Consider the following 14,483-nt stretch of genomic DNA (forward strand, 5'->3'; position numbering starts at 1 on the left):
CTCAGGACACGGCGAGCGGCGCGCCGCCCCTCAGCAGCGAGCCGCCCAGCGGGGTGAGGGTGTGCAGGACCGAGCTGCCGTGGCGCAGGGTGTGGACCAGACCCGCCTCGCGCAGCACACTGGCGTGCTGACTCGCCGAGGCGAGGGAGACACCTGCCCGGCGGGCGAGCTCGCTGGTCGTGCAGCCGTCGCCGATGACCTTCAGGACCGTCGACCGGGTGCTCCCGAGCAGCCGGCCGAGCCAGGGGCCCGGTTCGGCGAAGACGGGGGCCGCGGCGTGGGTCACGGGGTAGACGAGCACCGGCGGGAGCAGCGGGTCGCGGTAGACGACCGGGGTGCCGCGGCAGAAGAACGACGGCTGGAGGAGCAGGCCGCGTCCGTCCAGGTGCAGTTCGCGGTCGACCGGGTAGTCCGCCTCCAGCACGGGCGCCCGCCAGCGGATCACCGGCGGGAGCGAGGCCAGCAACTCGTCGGCACCGCCGTCCAGGAGCGCCCGGCCGCGGACCGCGCGGTCGGCCTCGATGCGGGCCTGGATGTGCGGCCAGTACGGTTCGACGGCGGCCCGGTGGTAGGCGCGCAGGACCCCGATGAGCCGGCCCAGGGGCTCGGCGCGCCCCTCCCCCAGTGTGTCCAGCGCCACCGGCCGGATCGCCCGCCGGGCCGCACCGCGGCCGCCGGCCGGACCCTGGGCGCCCAATATCGCCAGTTCGGCCTGCAGCCGTTCGGGCGGGGTGTCGCGCAGGGCCTCCATTCCGGTGGTGAAGTCCATCGGTTCGGCGCCTTCCTGAGAAGGCGTCAGGAAGTCCGGGAAATAGCCGCGCGGTGGAACCACGGCAGACAGCAGCCGTACTTCACTATTCAACCGTGGCCGGGTTTCGGAGCGCCATTTCCCGAACACCGTGGAAGCCCGCCGGTCTCTCAGCCGGTGAAAGCTGAGAATGGTCTCCCATAACGCGTCCGGCCCGGTGGCCATCCGCACCTTGGAAAGGTCCCATCCGGAGACATGGATACGCAGCACCGAACCCCCACCCCTTGCACCTGCAATTGCCCCCGCGCAAGAGTATGCGAAGCGTAACTACACGTCACCACGGGGTTTCGGCCAGAGGTGAAACGTCTCGCCCCGAACCACCGTCACCCGAAAGGCTGTACGACGTCGGGTGCGATTCCGGAGCCACCGGAAGAGCGAGTGAAGGCCGTGGGGGGTTTTGCTCGCTCGGCGGCGGTTGGTGACGGTGCGGCTCCGCACCCGATGGGGGTAAGCCGGGTGCGGTCCGGGGATGGGGATCCCTGGACCGCACCCCGGTCCGTTCCGGACCCATCTCTTTGCGCATTAAACGAAGCAATGAAGTGCCGACCATTGGAGAAAGCGCTCACTATTGGCGCCCGGCCCGGGGCGGCATGACATCCGCACAGTGCCCCGTGCACATGACAAGGCGGCGGCACCCCCGCACAGGGTGCCGCCGCCTTCGGGAATTCCGAGGCTGCCGCCGGACCGATGAGGGTCGTCCGGTCCGACGGCAGCCGGCGGAATCAGTGGCTCTGCCGCGTCATCGGCTGTCGCTGCCCCGCGACTCCGCAGCCGCCCGGCCGGCCTCCAGGCGGGCCACCGGAATGCGGAACGGCGAACAGGAGACGTAGTCCAGGCCCACCTCGTGGAAGAAGTGCACCGACTCCGGGTCGCCGCCGTGCTCACCGCAGACGCCGAGCTTCAGGTCGGGACGGGTGGCCTTGCCGGCCGCGACCGCGCTGCGTACCAGCGCCCCCACGCCGTCCTTGTCGATCGTCTCGAACGGCGACACCCCGAAGATGCCCTTCTCCAGGTACGCGGTGAAGAACGAGGCCTCCACGTCGTCACGGGAGAAGCCCCACACCGTCTGGGTCAGGTCGTTGGTGCCGAAGGAGAAGAACTCCGCCGCCTCGGCGATCTGACCGGCGGTCAGCGCGGCGCGCGGCAGCTCGATCATCGTGCCGATCTTCAGCTTGAGGTTCGTGCCCGTGGCGGCCTGGACCTCGGCGATGACCCGGTCGGCCTCCTCGCGGACGATCTCCAGCTCCTGGACCGTACCGACGAGCGGGATCATGATCTCCGCGCGCGGGTCGCCCTTGGCGTTCTTGCGCTCGGCGGCAGCCTCGGCGATCGCCCGTACCTGCATGGCGAACAGACCGGGGATGACCAGGCCGAGCCGGACCCCGCGCAGGCCGAGCATCGGGTTCTGCTCGTGCAGCTTGTGCACGGCCTGCAGCAGCCGCAGGTCGTTCTCGTTGGCGTCCTTGCGGGACTCGGCGAGCGCCACGCGGACCGAGAGCTCGGTGATGTCGGGCAGGAACTCGTGCAGCGGCGGGTCCAGCAGCCGTACGGTGACGGGCAGTCCGTCCATCGCCTCGAAGAGCTCGATGAAGTCGGCCTTCTGGAGCGGCAGCAGCTCCTCCAGAGCCGTCTCGCGCTCCTGGTCGGTGTCGGCCAGGATCAGCTTCTCGACCATCTCGCGGCGCTCGCCGAGGAACATGTGCTCGGTGCGGCACAGTCCGATGCCCTGGGCGCCGAAGCGGCGGGCCCGCAGGGCGTCCTCTGCGTTGTCCGCGTTGGCCCGCACCCGCAGCCGGCGCACCCGGTCCGCGTACGCCATGATCCGGTGCACGGCGGCGACCAGCTCGTCGGCGTCGTCGGCGCCCGCGTGCATACGGCCCTCGAAGTACTCGACGACCGGCGACGGCACGACGGGGACCTCACCGAGGTACACCTTGCCGGTCGAGCCGTCGATGGAGACGACGTCGCCCTCCTCGATGACCCGCCCGCCCACCGTCATCCGGCGGCGCTTGGTGTCGACCTCCAGGTCCTCGGCGCCGCAGACACAGGTCTTGCCCATGCCGCGGGCGACGACGGCCGCGTGCGAGGTCTTGCCGCCGCGCGAGGTCAGGATGCCCTCGGCGGCGATCATGCCGTCGAGGTCGTCCGGGTTGGTCTCGCGGCGGATGAGGATGACCTTCTCGCCGGAGCGGGACCACTTGACCGCGGTGTACGAGTCGAAGACGGCCTTGCCGACCGCGGCGCCCGGCGACGCGGCGATGCCGCGGCCCAGCCGCTCCGTCTTCGCTTCGTCGTCGAAGCGCGGGAACATCAGCTGCGCGAGCTGCGCACCGTTGACGCGCTGGAGCGCCTCGGCCTCGTCGATGAGTCCCTGGTCGACGAGCTGGGTGGCGATCCGGAAGGCGGCACCGGCGGTGCGCTTGCCGACCCGGGTCTGGAGCATCCACAGCTGGCCGCGCTCGATGGTGAACTCGATGTCGCAGAGGTCCTTGTAGTGGGTCTCCAGCGTCTCCATGATCTGCATCAGCTGGTCGTACGACTTCTTGTCGATGGACTCCAGCTCGGCGAGCGGCACGGTGTTGCGGATGCCCGCGACGACGTCCTCGCCCTGCGCGTTCTGCAGGTAGTCGCCGTACACACCCTGGTGGCCGCTGGCGGGGTCGCGGGTGAACGCGACACCCGTACCGGAGTCGGGACCGAGGTTGCCGAAGACCATGGAGCAGATGTTGACCGCGGTGCCGAGGTCGCCGGGGATGCGCTCCTGGCGGCGGTAGAGCTTGGCCCGGTCGGTGTTCCACGAGTCGAAGACGGCCTTTATGGCCAGGTCCATCTGCTCGCGCGGGTCCTGCGGGAAGTCTCGTCCGGCGTCCCGCGTGACGATCTTCTTGAACTGCTTGACCAGCTTCTTCAGGTCACCCGCGTCGAGATCCACGTCGACGGTGACGCCCTTGGCCTCCTTCGCGGCCTCCAGCGCCTCCTCGAAGAGGTCGCCCTCGACCCCGAGGACGGTCTTGCCGAACATCTGGATCAGGCGGCGGTAGGAGTCCCACGCGAACCGCTCGTCGCCGGACTGGGCGACGAGGCCGACGACGGAGGCGTCGGAGAGGCCGATGTTGAGCACCGTGTCCATCATGCCGGGCATCGAGAACTTGGCGCCGGAGCGGACGGAGACCAGCAGCGGGTCGTCGGCCTGGCCGAGCTTCTTGCCCATCCGCGCCTCAAGGGCGTCGAGGTGCGCACTCACCTCGTCGCGCAGGGCGGCCGGCTCGTCGCCGCTGGCGAGGTAGACCTTGCACGCCTCGGTGGTGATGGTGAAACCCGGAGGGACCGGAAGCCCGAGGTTGGTCATCTCGGCGAGGTTCGCACCCTTCCCGCCGAGAAGGTCCTTCAGTTCCTTGTTGCCCTCGGTGAAGTCGTAGACGAACTTCTGAAGGTCTTCGTTTTCCGACACGGGTCTCGACTCCTCGACGACGCGGTGGCTGCCCTGACGGCGAGGAACATACCCAGATCGAAGGTGTCTGGGTATGTGCGCTTGCGCGTCGTGCGGCCTCAACCACCCGTCCGCCAGCAGATCGAAAGTGGAACGGCCCATAACCCGATCGAGCGAATGCATTCACTTCTTGAATGAATGAACACGCACCGCAGCCGATTCCGGGCCTGTTGGTGGCGGTACGTGAGGGAAGTGTCGATCGATCAAAGTGGAGCCCCCTGGCACCCAGTGCCACCATTTGAGAAGTGCAGCCCCCCTGAAACTGCTCATCTGAGCAACATCACCTTCAGGCGTGGCGGAGATCACGCCGTGAGCGGCGCTCAGATGTCACCATCCGGACGCCTCCCAGGCAGCCCTTGGTGACGTTATGGTCACGCGGCGCCACCCACGAGCCGGGAAAGTGACCCATGCGGTACCACCGGCCGACAGATCCCGCCGGATCTCTTCGATTCTCGCCAGATCTGACGCTCAAATGAGCAGAGGGGGTGGTGGGGCACCGAGTGCCCCACCACCCCCCGAGCGATCCCGCTCCGCCGGACGGCGGATCTCAGCCGCCGGACGTGTCCAGTTCCGCGTCCGCGCTGATGCCCGCGCAGTCGTACGGGTCCTTCAGCCAGCCGTCCGGGAGCACCACCCGGTTGTTGCCCGAGGTGCGTCCGCGCGGGCCGTCGGCACCGTCCGGCCACGGCTGGTCCAGCTCCAGCTCGTGCAGCTGGGAGCCGAGCTCCTCGAGCGAGGAGGTGATCGCGAGCTTCTTGCGCATCTCGGAACCGACCGCGAAACCCTTGAGGTACCAGGCCACGTGCTTGCGGAAGTCGATCACGCCGCGGGTCTCGTCACCGATCCACTCCCCCAGCAGCGTCGCGTGCCGCAGCATGACGTCCGCGACGGTGCGCAGGGAGGGCGCCTGCCTCGTCTCCGTACCCTCGAACGCGCTCACCAGGTCGCCGAAGAGCCAGGGGCGGCCCAGGCAGCCGCGGCCCACGACCACACCGTCGCAGCCGGTCTCGCGCATCATCCGCAGGGCGTCGTCCGCACACCAGATGTCGCCGTTGCCGAGGACGGGGATCTCGGGAACGTGTTCCTTGAGCCGGGCGATGGCGTCCCAGTCGGCGGTGCCGCCGTAGTGCTGGGCGGCCGTCCTGCCGTGCAGGGCGACGGCCGTGACACCCTCCTCGACGGCGATCCGGCCCGCGTCCAGGAAGGTGATGTGGTCGTCGTCGATGCCCTTGCGCATCTTGATGGTGACGGGCAGATCGCCCGCGTTGGAGACGGCCTGGTTGAGGATCGCGCGCAGCAGCGGCCGCTTGTACGGGAGCGCCGAGCCGCCGCCCTTGCGGGTGACCTTGGGGACGGGGCAGCCGAAGTTCAGGTCGATGTGGTCGGCGAGGTCCTCGTCGACGATCATGCGGACGGCCTTGCCGACCGTGACCGGGTCGACTCCGTACAGCTGGATCGAGCGCGGGGTCTCGGTCGCGTCGAAGCGGATGAGCTGCATGGTCTTCTCGTTGCGCTCGACCAGCGCCCGCGTCGTGATCATCTCGCTGACGAACAGCCCCTTGCCGCCCGAGAACTCCCGGCACAGGGTGCGGAAGGGCGCGTTGGTGATGCCGGCCATGGGGGCCAGGACCACCGGTGGCTGCACGGTGTGCGGGCCGATGCGGAGCAGCTGGGGCGAGGGGGCGAGCGTGGTCATTCCCCCATTGTCGCGTACGCCGGGAACTGCTCCGGTGGCGGCGGGGGCGGGCCGGGTGGCGCGGACCCCGTTGTCGGACCCCGCACGTAGCGTGAGCGGGTCTGTACCGATGCAGCGAACGAAGGACTTGATGAACATGCACTCCCCCCGATCCTTAGGCCGGACCGTATCCACGACCTCGACGACCCGCACGGCCCCCACCCGCCGCGCGCTGCTCTCACTGGGCACCGCAGGGGCGGCCGGTGCACTGCTCGCCTCCGCCGCGGGTCCCTCCCGGGCCGCCGCGCGGACACCCGGGCGCGGGTCCGCGACCGTCCGGCTGCGCGAGCTGGAACGCGTCCATGGCGCCCGGGTCGGCGCGTTCGCGTACAACCTGGCCACCGGGGCCGCAGTCCGCCACCGGGCCGATGAGCTCTTCCCCGTACTCTCCACGTTCAAGACGCTCGCCGCGGCGGCCGTGCTGAGGGACCTGGACCGGGACGGCGAGGTGCTCGGCCGGCTCGTCCGGTACACGAAGGCGGACTGCGTGGTCGATTCCCCGTTCACCGACACACCGGAACACATCGCGAGCGGGCTGACCGTCGCCCAGCTCTGCGACGCGGCCATCTGCGACAGTGACAACACCGCGGGCAACCTGCTGCTGCGCGAGCTCGGCGGGCCGCGTGCGATCACCCGTTTCAGCCGCTCGATCGGCGACCCGACGACGCGGCTCGACCGGTGGGAGCCCGAGCTCAATTCGGCCGAGCCCCGGCGGCGCACGGACACCACCACACCGGCCGCGATCGCGCGCGACTACGCCCGGCTCGTGCTCGGGGACGTACTGGAACCGGGCGACCGCGAGCGGCTGACCGGCTGGCTGCTGAACTGCCGGACCAGCGGGACCCGTTTCCGGACCGGGCTGCCGCCGGAGTGGACGGTCGCGGACAAGACCGGCGGCGGATCGTACGGCAGTTGCAACGACGTGGGCATCGCCTGGACACCGGACGGGACCCCGGTGGTGCTGGCCGTACTGACGACCAAGCCGGACGGGGACGCGGGGGCGGCCGGGGACCATCCGCTGGTGGCCGGCGTCGCCCGGGTACTGGCAGCGGAAGTCGTTAGTTAGGCGTACTATCCATGCATGCCTGAGCTCAGCCACCGGCGACGGATGCTCGTACTGGCGATCTGCTGCATGAGCCTCCTGCTTGTCAGCCTCGACGTCACCGTCCTCAACGTCGCTCTGCCCGCCATGCGCCAGGACCTGGACGCGAGCGTCGCAGGGATGCAGTGGACGATCGACGCGTACACGCTCGTCCTTGCCTCCCTGCTGATGCTCGCGGGGTCCAGCGCCGACCGGATCGGCCGGCGCAAGGTCTTCATGGCCGGTCTCGTCCTGTTCACCCTGGGCTCGGCGCTCTGTTCGCTGGCACCCAGCCTGGAGATGCTCATCGCGTTCCGGATGGTGCAGGCCGTCGGTGGCTCGATGCTCAACCCCGTGGCGATGTCGATCATCACCAACACCTTCACCGACCCCCGCGAGCGCGCCCGCGCGATCGGTGTGTGGGGCGGGGTCGTCGGCGTCTCGATGGCCGCGGGACCCGTGGTCGGCGGCGCCCTGGTCGACTCGGTCGGCTGGCGGTCGATCTTCTGGATCAACCTGCCGGTCGGCATCGCCGCCTTGCTGGCGACCTGGCGGTACGTCCCCGAGTCCCGCGCCCCGAAGGCCCGCCGCCCGGACCCCGTCGGCCAGTTGCTGGTGATCGCGCTGCTGGGCTCGCTGACGTACGCGATCATCGAGGCGCCGCAGAAGGGCTGGACCTCGGCGGAGATCCTGCTCCTCGCCGCGCTCGCGGCGGCCTCGCTCATCGGCCTGCTGGTGTACGAGCCCCGGCGCACCGACCCGCTGATCGACCTGCGGTTCTTCCGCAGCGTCCCCTTCAGCGGGGCCACCGTCATCGCGGTCAGCGCCTTCGCCGCCCTCGGCGGCTTCCTCTTCGTCAACACGCTCTATCTGCAGGACGTGCGGGGCCTGAGCGCGCTCACCGCCGGCCTCTACATGCTGCCGATGGCGGTGGTGGTCTGTGTGCTGTCGCCCCTCTCGGGCCGGCTCGTCGCCAGCCGCGGGCCGCGCATCCCGCTGCTCGTCGCCGGTGTCGCGATGGCGGTGAGCGGGCTGATGTTCGCGGCGTTCGACGCGGAGACCGGCACCGCGTCGATGTTCACCGCGTACGTGGTGTTCGGCCTGGGCTTCGGCGCGGTGAACGCGCCCATCACCAACACGGCCGTCTCCGGGATGCCGCGCTCCCAGGCGGGCGTGGCCGCGGCGGTCGCCTCGACCAGCCGCCAGATCGGGCAGACGCTGGGCGTCGCCGTGATCGGGGCGGTCCTCGCGGCAGGGGTGGCCGGTTCCTCGTACGGCAGCGGGTCGGCGGGCGACTTCGTCGCGGCGAGCAGGGCCGCCTGGTGGATCATCACCGGCTGCGGGGTGTGCGTCCTGCTGGTCGGCGCGCTGAGCAGCGGGCGCTGGGCCCGGGACACCGCCCGCCGGACCGCGCAACGGCTGGAGGAGTCTGCGGCCACGGCCCCGCCCGGTGCTCCCGCGGGTCAGTCCTCGTCGGCGAGCACCAGGGCCTGAAGCCGCTCCAGCCGCTCGCGGGTCTCCTCGTCGCGCGGCACGTAGGTGACGAGCCTCGGTCCGGACGACGGGCCGAGCCAGAGGTCGGTGGTCTCCAGGCGCAGCAGCCCCACGTGGGCGTTGCGGAAGATCTTGGACCGGGCGCCGGGGCCGAGGATCTCGTGTCGCGCCCAGGCCTCCCGGAATTCCGGTGATGCCGCCTCCAGCCGCTTGAGCAGCGCCTTCCAGGAGGGCTCGGCGAGGTGTCCGGCCATCGACGCACGGAATTTCGCGGTCATGAGACGAGTCACCGCGGCCACGTCCATGACGGAGGTTCGCCATTCCTCGTTCGTGAAGGCCAGCAGCATGACGTTGCGGTCCCCGACCGCGACGGCGTCCATGTCGCAGAGCATCCGGCCGTAGGTGCGGTTGTGGGCGAGGATGTCGTACCGGCTGTTCTGCACGCAGGCGGGGATCGGCTCCAGCTGCCGCAGCAGGGTGCGCAGCGCCGGGGTGATGCTCGGGCACTCCGTGCCGGGTGCCGGGTCGATGGCGCCCGCGAGGGAGAACAGGTGGGTGCGTTCGCTGCGGTCCAGCAGCAGGGCGCGGGCGAGCGCGTCGAGGACCTGGGGCGAGACCTGGATGTCGCGGGCCTGTTCGAGCCAGGTGTACCAGGTGACGCCGACGGCGGAGAGCTGGGCGACCTCCTCGCGGCGCAGCCCCGGGGTGCGCCTGCGGCGGCCGCGGACCAGCCCCACCTCCTCGGGGGTGATCCGTTCCCGGCGGCTGCGCAGGAAGTCCGCGAGCTCGTGCCGCCGGATGTCGGTCCCGGACACATTCGGGGAGACCTTCGCCGCATTCCGCGGCGCTTCGGAGTCGCTCCGCGCTGCCGTCACCATCGTCGTCATGCCTCCAGGGTGCGGGCCAGTCCGCTGCCATGCCAGGTGCTGCTTGTACCAGGATAAAGAGACTCTGGTACCAGGCTCCGTGGAGAGAGATCGTCGGTTCCGTGAGTGAATCCTCTGTACGGCCGAAGACATACGCCGCCACCGCCCCCGTGGTGCGGCACGACCATCCGGCCCCGGTGCTCGGTGCGCTGGGGCTGTTCACCGTGCTGCTGGGTGCGGCCCTCCCCCTGATCGACTTCTTCATCGTCAACGTCGCCCTGCCCACCATCGACCACGACCTGGCCGCGGGTCCCGCGCTGCTGGAACTGGTCGTCGCGGGCTACGGGCTCTCGTACGCCGTCCTGCTCGTCCTCGGCGGCCGGCTCGGCGACATGGCCGGCCGGCGCCGGCTCTTCCTGCTGGGCATCGCCGCGTTCGGGCTCACCTCGCTGGCCTGCGGACTCGCCCCGAACGCCTGGACGCTGGTCGGGGCGCGGGTGGCCCAGGGTGCCGCGGCGGCGCTGATGCTGCCGCAGGTGCTCGCCACGATCCAGGCGGCCACCTCCGGACACCGGCGCGCCCGGGCGATGAGCCTGTACGGGGCCACGGCCGGGCTGTCCATGGTCGCGGGCCAGATCCTGGGCGGGGTGCTGGTCGCCGCGGCGCCGCTGTCGTCGGTGTTCGGCGAGAGCGCGGGGTGGCGCTCGGTGTTCCTGGTCAACGTCCCGGTGGCGGCCGTCGGGCTGTTCCTGGCGGCCCGCGCGGTACCGGAGACCCGTTCGGAGCGGCCGGCGCCCATCGACGTGCCGGGCACGCTGCTGCTCGCCGTCTCGCTGGTGACGCTGCTGGCCCCGCTCACCGAGGGGCGGGCCGCGGGCTGGCCGCTGTGGACCTGGGTGTCTCTGGCGCTGTTCCCGTTCGCCGCGGTCGCCTTCTACCGGGTGGAGCGGCGGGCCGACCGGCGCGGGCTGGTTCCGCTGGTCCCGCCGAGCCTGTTGCGGCTCGACTCGCTGCGGGGTGGGCTGGCGCTGGTGGTGCCGTTCTCGATCGGCTTCGGCGGCTTCATGTTCGTCATCGCCGTGGCACTCCAGCAGGGACTGCGGCTGGGCCCTGCGGAGTCGGGGCTGTCGATGGCCCCGATGGCGGTGGCGTTCTTCGCGGCCTCACTGGCCGGTCCGCGGCTGGTGCGTCGCCACGGCAGCCGTGTGGTGACGGCCGGCGGGCTGATCCAGGCGGCCGGAGTCGTCGTCCTCGCCCTCACGGTGTGGCACGGCTGGTCGGGCCTGGGGATGCTCGGGCTGACACCGGGGATGGCGATCGCCGGGCTCGGCCAGGGCCTGCAACTGCCCGTCCTGTTCCGCATCGTCCTGTCCGACGTGCCGCCGGAGCGGGCCGGTGTGGGCGGCGGTGTCATGACGACGACCCAGCAGGCGGCGCTGGCGCTGGGCGTGGCGACGCTCGGTTCGTTGTTCCTGGCGCTGGTGCCGGGCTCGGGCATGCGGGACGCGCTGATCGTGACGCTGCTGGTCCAGCTGGCGGCGGTCGCCCTGACGACCCTGCTGAGCCTGCGGCTGCCGCGCAGGGTGGAGTGAGGCGCCCTCGATCGCCGGTACGGGCGTGGGCCCGGAACACCTGAGGTGTTCCGGGCCCACGGTGGTGCTGGTCGTGCGAACTGTTCTCCGTGAGGAGGCGTCAGCTCTGTGCAGGCGCGTCCTGTTCCGGTGCGTCCTGCTCGGCGGGGGCGGCGGCTGCGGCGTCCGACGGCTCGGTTCCGGCGGCGCGCTCGCGCATCTTGCGCAGCAGCTCCGCCTTCTGCTCGGCGGCCGTCTGGCGGTCGGCGTTGCGCTCGGGGCCGGCGCCCTGCTGCTCGGCGCGGGACACCTTCTTGCGCTGTCCGCCGACGCCGAGAAGGTTGTTACGGCTCTTGGCCACGGGGTTCTCCCATTCGTGGTGAAAGTGAGGTCTGAGAAGACCCTGGATCGGTCCGGTGGGCGGCGGGTGGTCAAACCCGCCGCGCTCTCACTCGTAGATCTGGAAGAACGAATACATGCGGCAAACGGTACCCCGCCCCGGGCGGCCCACTCACCCGGTTTTCCGCCCGGCCGAGCACGTCCCCGCCGCCCGCCGGGCGCCCCCTACGTCGCCGTCGGGTCGACCGTTGCCTGGTGGGCCTCGGCGAGGTGCTCCTCGGCCTTGAGCCAGGGCAGGAACTGCACCGCCTTGCGCCAGTCGCAGGTGTCGCAGCTCAGTTGCCGCTGCACCCCCGACTTCGTGACGTGAACGACGTGTTCACGGCCGTGCTGGTCCCATCTGCTGACCTTGCTCGTGGTCATGGACGGCATCCGAGCCTCCTGAGGGCGAGTGTGCCCAGTCTGCACGAAGCCCCCGGTTCCGTACGGGGAACCGGGGGCTTGGTGCAGCGGGTGGAGCGGGTGCGAGGTGTCAGCAGCCGAGCAGACGGGCACCGAGGTACGCCTGGATCTGGTCCAGCGAGACGCGCTCCTGCTTCATGGTGTCGCGCTCGCGCACCGTCACCGCGTTGTCGTCGAGGGTGTCGAAGTCGACGGTGACGCAGAACGGCGTGCCGATCTCGTCCTGGCGACGGTAGCGGCGACCGATGGCGCCCGCGTCGTCGAACTCGATGTTCCAGTTCTGCCGCAGGTCGGCCGCGAGGCCCTTGGCCTTCGGCGAGAGCTGCGGGTTGCGGGACAGCGGCAGGACCGCGACCTTGACCGGCGCCAGGCGCGGGTCAAGGCGCATCACGGTGCGCTTCTCCATGACGCCCTTGGCGTTGGGCGCCTCGTCCTCGATGTAGGCGTCCAGCAGGAAGGCGAGCATCGAACGGCCGACACCGGCCGCGGGCTCGATGACGTAGGGGGTCCAGCGCTCGCCGGCCTCCTGGTCGTAGAACTGCAGGTCCGTGCCGGAGGCCTTGGAGTGTGCCTTCAGGTCGTAGTCCGTGCGGTTGGCGACGCCCTCCAGCTCGCCCCACTCGCTGCCGCCGAAGCGGAAGCGGTACTCGATGTCAGCGGTGCGCTTGGAGTAGTGGGAGAGCTTCTCCGCCGGGTGCTCGAACCAGCGCATGTTCTCCTCACGGAGGCCCAGGCCGGTGTACCAGTTCCAGCGCTGCTCCATCCAGTACTCCTGCCACTGCTCGTCCTCGCCCGGCTTGACGAAGAACTCCATCTCCATCTGCTCGAACTCGCGCGTGCGGAAGATGAAGTTGCCCGGAGTGATCTCGTTCCGGAAGGACTTGCCCATCTGCGCGATGCCGAACGGCGGCTTCTTGCGCGAGGTCTGCTGCACCTGGCCGAAGTTGGTGAAGATGCCCTGGGCGGTCTCGGGGCGCAGGTAGGCCACCGAGCCGGAGTCCTGGGTCGGGCCGAGGTGCGTCGAGAGCAGGCCGGAGAACTGCTTGGGCTCGGTGAAGGTGCCCTTGTTGCCGCAGTTGGGGCAGTTGAGGTCGGCGAGGCCGTTGACCGGCGGCTTGCCGTGCTTCTCCTCGTACGCCTCCTCCAGGTGGTCAGCGCGGTAGCGCTTGTGGCAGGAGGTGCACTCGGTCAGCGGGTCGGAGAACGTGGCGACGTGACCGGAGGCCACCCACACCTCGGGGGCCAGGATGACCGACGAGTCGAGTCCGACCACGTCCTCGCGCGAAGTGACCATGTAGCGCCACCACTGACGCTTGAGGTTCTCCTTGAGCTCAACGCCCAGCGGCCCGTAGTCCCAGGCGGCACGCTGACCACCGTAGATCTCACTGCAGGGGAAAACGAAGCCACGGCGCTTGCTCAGGCTGACGATGGAGTCGATCTTGTCGGCGGCCACGGTGCTCTCTTCATTACGACGGCGACGAACGGCGAAGTCCTCAGATTACCGGCGGGCACGCCCCTTCGATCAAATCGGTATCGGGACAGTCACTTCCAGGGGCATCTCATCGGCCTTGTTGACAATCGTTTCCACTTTTGTTGAAAATGACTGTCATGAACGTACGCCGCCTCATACCCACGTCCGCCGTCGCCGGAGCAGTCGTCCTCGGCCTCGCCGCGCTCTCCGCCTGCTCGACGTCCGACGCGGCCGACCGCAAGAGCGGCGACAAGCTGAACGTGGTGGCGTCCTTCTATCCGATGCAGTTCCTCGCCGAGCAGATCGGCGGAAACCACGTCTCCGTCTCCACGCTGACCAAGCCCGGCGTGGAACCGCACGACCTGGAGCTCCGCCCCCGGCAGATCGGCGGCCTCAGCGACGCGGACCTGATCGTGTATCTCCACGGCCTCCAGCCCGCCGTCGACGACGCGATCGAGCTCTCCGAGTCCGAGCACACCGTCGACGCCGCGAAGCTCACCACGCTGGAGGACCACGGCGCCGAGGTCGGCGGCGAGGAGCACGCCCACGAGCACGAGGGCGACGAGGCCGGCGCCGACCCGCACATCTGGCTCGACCCGGTGAAGTACGCCCAGGTCGCCAAGGGGGTCGGTGCGTCCCTGGAGAAGACCGACCCGGACCACGCCGCGGACTACCGCAAGAACACCGACGCCCTGGTCACGAAGCTCGACGCACTCGACACCGCGTACGAGAACGGGCTGAAGAACACCGACACCAAGACGTTCATCACCACCCACTCCGCCTTCGGGTACCTCGCCGAGCGCTACGGCCTCATGCAGGAGGGCATCGCCGGCATCGACCCCGAGGCCGAGCCCAGCCCCGCACGCATCAGCGCCCTGCACTCGATCGCGCAGGAGAAGAAGGTCACCACCGTCTTCTTCGAGACGCTCGCCAGCGACAAGACCGCGAAGACCGTCGCCCGGGACACCGGCCTGAAGACCGGCGTCCTGGACCCGCTGGAGGGAATCACCGGCAAGTCCAAGGGCGATGACTACATCGAGGTCATGGAGTCCAACCTCGCCGCGCTGCAGAAGGCACTCGGCGCGAGGTGAGCGACCCCACCGACCCCACCGGCCCGGCCGACCCCACCGACCCGGCCGACCCGACCGGCCCGAACCGCGCAGCAG

Annotated in this window: 11 protein-coding genes; 4 read left to right on the plus strand and 7 right to left on the minus strand. The window is 70.1% G+C overall.

Going from position 1 to position 14,483, the window contains the following annotated elements; genetic code table 11:
- Position 1: 1 nt before the first annotated feature.
- The 3 genes from SH922_RS12505 to dusB form a co-directional block, all read right to left on the minus strand.
- Entirely contained in the window at positions 2–1,018 is a 1,017-nt protein-coding gene (locus tag SH922_RS12505; RefSeq protein WP_393057942.1) for an ArsR/SmtB family transcription factor, read from the minus strand.
- Positions 1,019–1,547: 529 nt separating this feature from the next.
- Positions 1,548–4,259: a pyruvate, phosphate dikinase gene (gene ppdK, locus SH922_RS12510; protein ID WP_393057944.1), complete on the minus strand. Its 2,712-nt coding sequence runs from the start codon at positions 4,257–4,259 to the stop codon at positions 1,548–1,550.
- Positions 4,260–4,845: 586 nt separating this feature from the next.
- Complete coding sequence (gene dusB, locus SH922_RS12515) at positions 4,846–5,994, minus strand: tRNA dihydrouridine synthase DusB (protein WP_393057946.1); 1,149 nt, start codon at positions 5,992–5,994, stop codon at positions 4,846–4,848.
- Between the two features lie 136 nt (positions 5,995–6,130).
- On the opposite strand from dusB, the gene bla reads away from it, so the two are divergent.
- Together bla and SH922_RS12525 are read left to right on the plus strand one after the other, a co-directional pair.
- Positions 6,131–7,099 carry a class A beta-lactamase gene (gene bla / locus SH922_RS12520; RefSeq protein ID WP_393057948.1) on the plus strand — a complete coding sequence of 323 codons (969 nt, stop codon included), beginning with the start codon at positions 6,131–6,133 and terminating at the stop codon, positions 7,097–7,099.
- Positions 7,100–7,114: 15 nt separating this feature from the next.
- Positions 7,115–8,608: an MFS transporter gene (locus SH922_RS12525; protein WP_393057950.1), complete on the plus strand. Its 1,494-nt coding sequence runs from the start codon at positions 7,115–7,117 to the stop codon at positions 8,606–8,608.
- Here the strand turns inward: SH922_RS12525 and SH922_RS12530 are convergent.
- A complete protein-coding gene (locus SH922_RS12530; protein WP_393057952.1) occupies positions 8,578–9,495 on the minus strand; it encodes a helix-turn-helix domain-containing protein in 918 nt (305 codons plus the stop codon). The genes SH922_RS12525 and SH922_RS12530 overlap by 31 nt on opposite strands.
- Positions 9,496–9,596: 101 nt before the next feature.
- On the opposite strand from SH922_RS12530, the gene SH922_RS12535 reads away from it, so the two are divergent.
- Positions 9,597–11,066: an MFS transporter gene (locus tag SH922_RS12535; RefSeq protein WP_393057954.1), complete on the plus strand. Its 1,470-nt coding sequence runs from the start codon at positions 9,597–9,599 to the stop codon at positions 11,064–11,066.
- Positions 11,067–11,166: 100 nt separating this feature from the next.
- Here SH922_RS12535 and SH922_RS12540 read toward each other — a convergent pair whose 3' ends face one another.
- The 3 genes from SH922_RS12540 to SH922_RS12550 all read right to left on the minus strand — a co-directional run bounded on the left by SH922_RS12540 (position 11,167) and on the right by SH922_RS12550 (position 13,299).
- A complete protein-coding gene (locus tag SH922_RS12540; RefSeq protein WP_393057956.1) occupies positions 11,167–11,406 on the minus strand; it encodes a DUF6243 family protein in 240 nt (79 codons plus the stop codon).
- 203 nt (positions 11,407–11,609) lie between these two features.
- The gene (locus SH922_RS12545) at positions 11,610–11,816 is read right to left on the minus strand and encodes a hypothetical protein (protein WP_393057958.1); all 207 of its coding nucleotides are present in this window, start codon (positions 11,814–11,816) and stop codon (positions 11,610–11,612) included.
- A 100-nt stretch (positions 11,817–11,916) separates the two neighbouring features.
- Positions 11,917–13,299, minus strand: a complete 1,383-nt coding sequence (locus SH922_RS12550; RefSeq protein WP_393057960.1) for a glycine--tRNA ligase — start codon at positions 13,297–13,299, stop codon at positions 11,917–11,919.
- Between the two features lie 155 nt (positions 13,300–13,454).
- Between SH922_RS12550 and SH922_RS12555 the strand changes: the two genes are divergently transcribed.
- A complete protein-coding gene (locus SH922_RS12555; protein ID WP_393057963.1) occupies positions 13,455–14,408 on the plus strand; it encodes a metal ABC transporter substrate-binding protein in 954 nt (317 codons plus the stop codon).
- The last annotated feature ends 75 nt before the right edge of the window (positions 14,409–14,483 follow it).

The organism is Streptomyces sp. LN549 (genome assembly GCF_043203805.1).
In the GTDB taxonomy this organism is placed as follows: Bacteria; Actinomycetota; Actinomycetes; order Streptomycetales; family Streptomycetaceae; genus Streptomyces.

Excerpts from the sequence above, each read along its gene's own strand:
- dusB (WP_393057946.1), bottom strand. The coding sequence starts at position 5,994 with ATGACCACGCTCGCCCCCTCGCCCCAGCTGCTCCGCATCGGCCCGCAC.
- bla (WP_393057948.1), top strand. The coding sequence starts at position 6,131 with ATGCACTCCCCCCGATCCTTAGGCCGGACCGTATCCACGACCTCGACG.
- SH922_RS12525 (WP_393057950.1), top strand. The coding sequence starts at position 7,115 with ATGCCTGAGCTCAGCCACCGGCGACGGATGCTCGTACTGGCGATCTGC.
- SH922_RS12530 (WP_393057952.1), bottom strand. The coding sequence starts at position 9,495 with ATGACGACGATGGTGACGGCAGCGCGGAGCGACTCCGAAGCGCCGCGG.
- SH922_RS12545 (WP_393057958.1), bottom strand. The coding sequence starts at position 11,816 with ATGCCGTCCATGACCACGAGCAAGGTCAGCAGATGGGACCAGCACGGC.
- SH922_RS12555 (WP_393057963.1), top strand. The coding sequence starts at position 13,455 with ATGAACGTACGCCGCCTCATACCCACGTCCGCCGTCGCCGGAGCAGTC.